The organism is Marinimicrobium sp. UBA4209 (assembly GCF_002381585.1).
In the GTDB taxonomy this organism is placed as follows: domain Bacteria; phylum Pseudomonadota; class Gammaproteobacteria; order Pseudomonadales; family Cellvibrionaceae; genus Marinimicrobium; species Marinimicrobium koreense.
In genome coordinates this window covers 1-7,780 of sequence record NZ_DFTP01000104.1, presented here as the reverse complement: position 1 = coordinate 7,780, position 7,780 = coordinate 1, and the positions used below count along the sequence as shown (strand labels likewise).

Sequence of the window (7,780 nt, the reverse complement as noted above, 5' to 3'; positions counted from 1 at the left end):
GCGGATTCCGGCGTCCGCTCCGGACTGGACGTGGTGCGTCTGCTCGCCCTGGGCGCGGACGGCGTTCTGCTCGGCCGCCCCTTCGTCTACGCCCTCGCCGCCGCCGGCGAGCAGGGCGTGGCCCACCTGCTGGACCTGATCGCCAGCGAGATGAAGGTGGCGATGACGTTGACTGGGGCGCGGGCGGTTGGGGAGATTTCTCGGGAGAGTCTGGTGCGGGCGGGGGATTGAGCCTTGGCAGCTTGTTAAAGGCTGGATTTAGTGCGCGCTACCTGTCTGTTCCCCCGGGGCTTGGCACTTTGCACCAACCAAGGCACAATCATTTTTGTGCAAACCCTTATTGGTGTAATCGTTTTTGTGCACATCTAACCCGTTTTGTGCAGCGGCTAGTTTGTGTCACCGCTTTGGGTTGTCCATAAGCCGTTTTATTCGGAGGTCCCCATGACGGAATTGCCCGCCGATCCCATAGGTGCCGCCTGGCTGGCACGGGCTTATGACGTCGTGCCGCTGGGGCCCCTGGCGGTGGTGAGCCAGGTGGGCGGCCGTCGTAGCACCGAGGTGAACGATGGCTTCCGGCTGGAAACCTATCCCGAGGCTATGCGACCGCCGGCCAACCCGGCCGCGCATTTGCAGTTTCACCTGCGCCATGAGGTACCGCACCTGGAGTTTCTCGCCCGTTTGTTCGAGCGCACCGGGCTCGGGTTTGTACAGGCGTGGGTGGCCGCGGAACCCACCGGCCAGTACGCCCGCCGCGCCGCCTTCCTGTACGAATGGTTGATGGATCAAGCGTTGGCGGTGCCCGAACGGCTGGGAGGCAACTATGTGGATGCCCTCGATGCCAGCAAGCTGGTGGTGGCGTCCGCCGATCAGGTGGTCAAGAGCAAACGCTGGCGCGTCAACGACAACCTGGCGGGGACGCGGCATTTTTGCCCGATGGTGGTCAAGACCGAGGCGCTGGCCCAGGCGGCGGGGCTGGATGTGGGGGCGCTGTTTGGCGAGCTCACCGAAGAGTTCGGCGAAGACCTCCTGGTGCGCGCGGCGGTGTGGATGACCCTGCGGGAGAGCAAAGCCAGCTTCGCTATCGAAGGGGAGGCCGATCAGGTGGGGCGGGTACAGCGTTTCGCCGACGTCATGGCGCGGCGCACCGGGCAGGGGGGCCTGCCTCTGGATGATGCGGGCCTGGCCGATCTGCAAAGGGAGATTCTGGGCGAGAGAACCACCATCCAGCACTTTGGGGTTCGTCAGTCGCCGGTGTTCGTTGGCGAGATGGTGCGCTACCAGGAAGTGGTGCATTACGTGGCGCCGCCGGACGATGCCGCTGCCGCGATGCTGCAAGGCCTGCGGGTGTTTCTGGAGCGGACCCGGGGCCAGTCTTCCACAATGCGCAGCGCGGTGGCGGCCTTCGGGTTTGTGTACATCCACCCGCTGGCCGATGGCAACGGCCGCGTGCATCGCTTCCTGATCAACGATGTCCTGCGCCGTGACGGCGTGATCCCGGACCCGGTGATCCTGCCGGTGTCCGCCGTGATCATGGATGACGCGGGCGAGCGGCGCGGCTACGACCGGGTGCTGGACGAGGTCTCCAAACCCCTGATGCAGGCCGTGCGCCAGCACGTCGAGTTCACACCGACACAAACCACCTACCCGGATGGCGTGGTGTCCAACCTGGTGTTCCATGGTGCGAAGCAGGCCATGCCGCTTTGGCGCTATCCCGACCTGACGCCCCATGTGATTTTCCTGGCGGCGATTCTCCGTCGGACCTTGACCGAGCAGATGCGCGTGGAGTCTCGATACCTGCGCACTCACGCGCGGGCCCGTACGGCGCTCAAGGAGGTGGTGGAGATGCCGGACCCTCAGGCCGATCGCGTATTGCGTTCCATCGAACAAAATAGCGGGCAACTCAGCAACGTCCTGGCCAAGGAAATGCCGGTGCTTCGGAGAGCCGGGGTGTGGGAAGAACTCGTTGAGGCTGTTGCGCGAGTCTTTCAGGAAGAAGGAGCAGCGGACGCCAGGGTGTTGGATCGGTATCGCCCGGAGAAGCCGGCTGGGAAGTAGTATCCAGCCTTACGGGGGGTGAATTATCAAAGCGCCTGCTGACTTCTGGCTGCTGACTCCCGCTGCCTCGTCTGACCATCCGCCGTTTTTTTTGCGAGCTATGAGATCGCTTACGTCAATCGCCCTTCTTTGCTGACACCATCTTCCGCTTTCGCTGACTTTCCTCGAAAAGCCCCTAGAGCGATCCTGTTCGCTCATTCGTGATGAATGGCACGGCCGTAGTTGTTGCAAGTTGCGCAACAACTGCCCGTGACGCCTCCGACGACGGGGACCATAGGTATGCGCGACGATTACGACTTCTCTGCCTCGACCAGGAATTCGCACGGCGAACAGCTCAAGCAGAAGCCGGTCACGCTCTGGCTTGATGAAGAGACCGTCGTGTACTTCAAGCAACAGGCGGAGAAGGCCGGCCTCCCGTATCAGTGTTTGATTCGTCTTCAACTGGTGGAGTGGGCGCGGTCACAGGGGACCGTTAAGTGTGAAGAAAGCAGGATGGGCGGTTTACATGGCGCCGAAAAAGCCAACGGTAAGTGAGTAATATTTCTATTCCGTAAACCTCAAAGGCAATTGGCATTGGTTCCCTTTGAGAGTATTTTGCTCACTATGAGTGAGCAAAATGAAGGATATATAAACCGCCTCCTGGCCAGCCTGGACGATACCGCCTTGGTATCCAGCCGTTGGCTGCGGGCCCACGGTTACTCCACCAGCCTGGTGGCGCGCTACGTGGCCAGTGGCTGGCTGGTGTCGCCGGCGCGTGGTGTCTACCTGCGCAAAGGCGGGCGGCTGCACTGGCAGGGGGTAGTGCGCAGCCTGCAGGTCCGGGAGGGGTTGTCGCTGTATGTGGGTGGGCGGTTCGCCCTGGCCTGGCACGGGCACGAACACTATTTGCGTCTGGGTGAGGCGCCCACGGTGACGCTGTATGGCCCGGATCGCCTGCCCGGCTGGGTGACGAAGCTGCCGATGGCGGTACGTTTCGAGTTTTTCGGCAAGGCGCCTTTTGATCTGGAAATGCCGCGTTTCACCGCAGAGACGCCGGAACGCCAGTTGTTGGACCAAGGGCTGGCGCGCCGCGAGGCGGATTCCGGGTTGGAGGGCATCGTCTGTTCCACGCCGGAGCGCGCCATGCTGGAGCTGTGTGATAGCCCGCCGGGTGCGGCACTGGTCTACGAAGCCGATGCGCTGATGCAAGGCATGCCAACCCTGCGCCCGCAGAGGGTGGGCGCGCTGCTTCGTCATTGCCGCAGCATCAAGGCCAAGCGGCTGTTCCTCGCCTTGGCGGAACGGCACGGCCATGCCTGGTTGGCCCATGTCCCCATGGAAGGGGTCGACCTGGGCTCTGGCAAGCGGGCGCTGGTACCAGGGGGGCGGCTGCATCCGACTTACCAGATAACACTGCCAGGAGACTTGGATGAGCACCTGGGATAGCCGCTACAGGGATCGTGTGCAGCTGCTGGTCGACATCTTGCCGCTGCTGGCGCGGGAGCCACGCTTCGCCTTGAAAGGCGGCACGGCAATCAATCTGTTTGAGCAGGATCTGCCCCGGTTATCCGTGGACATCGACCTGACTTGGTTGCCGGCGAACCGCTTTGCGGAAGATTCAGCGTTAATCACAGAAGCGCTGGAGGGCTTGGCAGACGCACTGCGGGCGCGGCCGTTGCAGTTGCAAGTGCAGGCGTCGGTGAAACAGAAGGGGCGGGGTGTGACGCGGCTGGTGGTCAGCCGTGGCCGGGCACGCGTACAGATTGAAACCACACCGGTGATGCGTGGCACCGTGCACCCGGTGAGGGAGATGACAGTCAGGCCGCCGGTCGAAGAGGCGTTTGGGTTTGCTTCCGTCCAGGTGCTCGATTTCGCTGATTTATACGCCGGCAAACTGGCGGCCGCGCTATCCCGGCAACATCCTCGTGATCTCTTCGACGTCGGTTTGCTGCTGGACGACGCGCGGGCGGACATAACGCTCTGGCGCACTTTTCTAGCTTACCTGACCTGCAGCCCCAAGCCGGCCTGGGAGATACTGCAGCCCCGTGAACCCCAGGATTTCCACACCATCTTCGATACCCACTTCCAAGGTATGACCGCCGAGCCGGTCAGCGCGGATCAATTGCTGGACAGTCGGGCGCGATTACTCGCACGGATCGCTGGTTGGCTGGATGAGTACTCGCGCGCTTTCCTATGGTCGGTGGAGAATGAACAGCCTGATTTTTCACTGATAGGATTGCCCCAGGCTCGGGAGCTCCCCGGCGTGCGCCGTAAGCTGCATAACCTGGCCCGGCGGTCCGAGGAAAAGCGGGCGGCGGACGCAGAACACTTGGAGGCGTCGCTGGCTAGGATCGCGGACTCTCAAAGTTGAGCGGCAATGTTCTTATTATTTCGGAAAGCGCTCATTGTCGTAGTTTGGCTACGATAGAAGTAGACAAACTAAATACGCACCACTCTCACTATTATGCTGCGCTTCAATTACCAACTGCGCGGGCGGCCAGTTCGCTCCTTGCCGGTTAACCCTATAATATGATCTATAAATTAATCGCTGAGTACGTTTGAGGTTTATAAATAGATCATGGCAAAGCCCGATAATCGCCCGTACTCCCGCTATAGCCGCGACGCCGCCCAGCTTCTGGGGCGGCTGATTCGTCGTGCTCGCGTTGAGCAGGGGGTCACCGCCGAGGCTCTGGCGGAGCGCGCCGGGATCTCCCGTGGTCTGGTACAGCGTATTGAAAAGGGCGAGATGGGCTGCGCCATCGGCGCCGTGTTCGAAGCGGCGGCGATTGTCGGGGTGCCGTTGTTCGAAGCGTCGCCGGCGGAGTTGGCGTCCCGGGTGGCGGAGACCGGATACATATTGCACCTTCTGCCCCAGTCAGTGCGAGGTTCCAGCGACGCTGTGAAAGATGACTTTTGACGCTGCGTAGGCCATCGTTTGAGTGACGCTGCCTGATGGCTGGGGATGATGAATAACTTTTTATCTAATACAGATTTACTGCTGGCGTTCGTGCCGGTATTCGCCTCCGTGCTGGCGTTGCCCGGCCCAAACGCCGCTTTCGCGGTCGGGCAGTCCTTGAAATACGGCGTGGTCCGTTCTCTGTTCGTTCCCTTTGGCTTCATGCTGGCCACCGGCCTTCATGCCGCGATGGTGCTGTCGGGCTTGGGGGTTCTGGTCCTGCAGTACGCCAGTGTGTTGGTGATCCTGAAGTGGCTCGGTGTGTTGTATCTGCTCTATCTGGGCTATAAGGCGTTCACCGCCAAATCAAGTGTTCTTGCGGTCTCCCCGGAGCCGATGTCACGGCGTACCATGCTGACGACTGCGATGTTCGTTTCCCTGACGAACCCCAAGGCCTTGCTCGCCAGTCTTATGCTTTACCCGCTATTCATCCATGATGCCGGTTCGTATGCAACGCAGTCCGTGGCGCTTGGCCTGGTCGCTATGTTGGTATCCTTTGGCGTCTACGGGGGCTATGTGCTTGCGGCTTCCTTGATTCGCCGTCGGCTTGTCCGGAGCCGTCGCGCGAATAAAATTGTAGGCGCTTTTTACCTGGGCGCGGCGGGCGCATTGGCTGCTAAGTAAGCCGTGCCAGATGCCGACTTTGCGTTGAACTACCAAGGATTTCTCGGTAGTTCGTTTCGTCTACGTTCTAGCGGCTCGCATCCGGCCGCGCCTCCACGCTCACCATCATGCTGCGCTCCAGCAGCCAGCCGCGCAGGCGGCGGGGCAGCAGGTTGGTGTAGACGGCCACCTTGTTGAGCAGGCCGGGCACGTACACCACCTTGCCGGCGTACATGGCGTCCACGCAGAGTTTGGCAACTTCGGCGGCGGTCATGATGCCGGTCTGTTTCTTCACGGTCTGGCCGGCCTGGTCCAGGAAGGGCGTCAGCACGCCGCCGGGGCAGGCGGCGGTGACGCTGATGGGGCAGTCGCGCAGCTCGTAATCCAGCACTTCGGTGAAGAACCGCACATAGCCCTTGGTGGCCGAGTAGGTGGCGTAGCGGGGTGTGGGCAGGATGCCCGCCAGGGACGCGATATTGAGCAGGTAACCGGGTTGGCCGTGGGCCTGGGCGCGCTTGATAAAACCGTGGCTGAGGGTCGTGAGTGCGGTGACGTTGAGGTCGATGTCCCGCTGCAGGCCCGCCAGATCCTGGTCGGCGAAGGGGGCCCAGAAGCCGGTGCCGGCGTTGTTGACCAAGACGGTCAAGGTGTCGTTGTGCTCCGCGAGGGCTGTGTCCACCTGATCGAACAGCGCCGCGAGGCTCTTGCGGTCGGCCAAGTCGCAGGCCAGGGCCGTGGCGGTGATGCCATGGCTGGCGGCCAGTTCATCGGCGAGCTTGTCCAGCAGCTCTTTGCGGCGAGCGACCAGTATCAGGTTGAGGCCGCGCGCGGCCAGTTGCCGTGCGATGTCTTCGCCGATGCCACTGGAGGCGCCCGTGATCAGTGCGGTGCTCATGCGTGCTTCCTCGAATCGGGTGGGGTGGCAAACCAAGCCTGCCACTATGCAGTGCGCCGAACGTGAAAGGCATTGGCCTGAAAGTACAACCTCGAAGACACCAGTGCGCATGGCCGGCCGGCATGCCGGGGAGGATCAAGTCCGCCTGGACCCCACCAGCGCGAATAGCGCCCCCTGCGGATCAAAGCCTTTAACGATAAAGTCGCCGCCGGGAATTTCATCCGGGCCGTGAAGGATCTGCCCGCCGTTCTCGGTGATCGTTTTGATCGCGGCGTCGATGTCGGCGGGGCGGAAGTAGTAGTGCCACATCGGCACGGGCATGTCATCGGGCTTGGGCATGACGGCGCCGATCACGCCGTTGTGGCGGATAAATTCGTAGGCGCCCATCGGGCCCATGTCCATCTCCCCGTCCTTGGTCCAGCGGAACGCTTCGAAGTAAAACGCTTTCGCCGCGTCTGGGTCGGAGGTGGCCAATTCGTTCCAGGCGCAGTGGCCTACTCGCGGGCGGTCGGACGCGAACGCCAGGCTGGTGTCGTTGCTGTTGCCGCGCATCACATAGAAGGGCGTGCCCTGCGGGTCGCTCACCATGGCGAGGCGGCCCACGTCGGGAATATCCGTGGCCGGCATTTGCACGCTGCCGCCCAGTTCAGTCACCTTGGCGACTGCCCGGTCCACATCGTCGACACCGATATAGCCCAGCCACACCGGCCTGGCGCCGCACTGTTTCATCTCTTCGGTCAGTGCCATCAAGCCACCAACCGCGCGCCATTCTCCCGTGTCCTCGTCGCGGGCATGGAGAAGGCGGTAGTCCATGTCGGGCTGGCCGCTGTCGGTGACCCGCCAGCCGAGTATCGCGCTGTAAAACTGCTGGGCGGCGTCCGCGTTTTCGGTGGCCAGTTCGTACCAGATAAATTCGCCGTGTTGGTTGGGCATGATTCGCTCCCGGTGGGTTTTGTACCCGATAGTCGATCCGTTCGGTCAGGAATCGACAGGGCGAGCCTCCTCTTTTGCGACACCGCTATGGGCTTTATGGGTCGGCCCGACATGAATCCAAACCCCATAGCCCACGCCCAACACACCCAGCCCACCACCCAGCAGGCACACCCCCAGCCAGCCGTAGTGCTGGTAGGCGGCGGCGGAGCCCAGCGAACCCAGGGCGCCGCCGACGAAGTACAGGAACATGTAGCCGGAATTCAGCCGGTTCCGGGCGGCCTCGTCCAGGTTGAAGATCATGTTCATGTTGGTGATGTGCACCGCCTGCAGCGCCAGGTCCAGCAGCACGATGCCGGCGA

9 protein-coding genes and 1 pseudogene are annotated in these 7,780 nt (G+C 62.2%); 7 read left to right on the top strand and 3 right to left on the bottom strand.

The features are described 5' to 3' along the window. The 7 genes from B3187_RS15380 to B3187_RS15350 form a co-directional block, all read left to right on the top strand. Nucleotides 1–231, top strand: a 231-nt coding sequence (locus tag B3187_RS15380) for an alpha-hydroxy-acid oxidizing protein (RefSeq protein ID WP_286807346.1), incomplete at its 5' end; no start/stop codon positions are given. Nucleotides 232–441: 210 nt separating this feature from the next. Further along, on the top strand, nt 442–2,055 hold the full coding sequence (locus tag B3187_RS15375; RefSeq protein ID WP_286807345.1) for a Fic family protein: 1,614 nt from the start codon (nt 442–444) through the stop codon (nt 2,053–2,055). Between the two features lie 279 nt (nt 2,056–2,334). Then, nucleotides 2,335–2,589, top strand: a complete 255-nt coding sequence (locus B3187_RS15370; protein WP_286807344.1) for a hypothetical protein — start codon at nt 2,335–2,337, stop codon at nt 2,587–2,589. A gap of 69 nt (nt 2,590–2,658) precedes the next feature. Beyond that, a complete protein-coding gene (locus B3187_RS15365) occupies nt 2,659–3,480 on the top strand; it encodes a type IV toxin-antitoxin system AbiEi family antitoxin domain-containing protein (RefSeq protein ID WP_286807343.1) in 822 nt (273 codons plus the stop codon). Then, nucleotides 3,464–4,405 carry a nucleotidyl transferase AbiEii/AbiGii toxin family protein gene (locus B3187_RS15360; protein ID WP_286807342.1) on the top strand — a complete coding sequence of 314 codons (942 nt, stop codon included), beginning with the start codon at nt 3,464–3,466 and terminating at the stop codon, nt 4,403–4,405. The genes B3187_RS15365 and B3187_RS15360 overlap by 17 nt, the downstream gene beginning before the upstream one ends. Before the next feature lie 207 nt (nt 4,406–4,612). Then, on the top strand, nt 4,613–4,951 hold the full coding sequence (locus B3187_RS15355) for a helix-turn-helix transcriptional regulator (RefSeq protein ID WP_286807341.1): 339 nt from the start codon (nt 4,613–4,615) through the stop codon (nt 4,949–4,951). 45 nt (nt 4,952–4,996) lie between these two features. Further along, a complete protein-coding gene (locus B3187_RS15350) occupies nt 4,997–5,614 on the top strand; it encodes a LysE family translocator (RefSeq protein ID WP_286807340.1) in 618 nt (205 codons plus the stop codon). 67 nt (nt 5,615–5,681) lie between these two features. Here B3187_RS15350 and B3187_RS15345 read toward each other — a convergent pair whose 3' ends face one another. The 3 genes and pseudogenes from B3187_RS15345 to B3187_RS15335 form a co-directional block, all read right to left on the bottom strand. Then, entirely contained in the window at nt 5,682–6,488 is an 807-nt protein-coding gene (locus tag B3187_RS15345; protein ID WP_286807339.1) for an SDR family NAD(P)-dependent oxidoreductase, read from the bottom strand. A gap of 135 nt (nt 6,489–6,623) precedes the next feature. Beyond that, nucleotides 6,624–7,421: a VOC family protein gene (locus B3187_RS15340; RefSeq protein ID WP_286807338.1), complete on the bottom strand. Its 798-nt coding sequence runs from the start codon at nt 7,419–7,421 to the stop codon at nt 6,624–6,626. Nucleotides 7,422–7,466: 45 nt separating this feature from the next. Continuing rightward, nucleotides 7,467–7,780, bottom strand: a pseudogene (locus tag B3187_RS15335) (hypothetical protein); the annotation flags it as partial.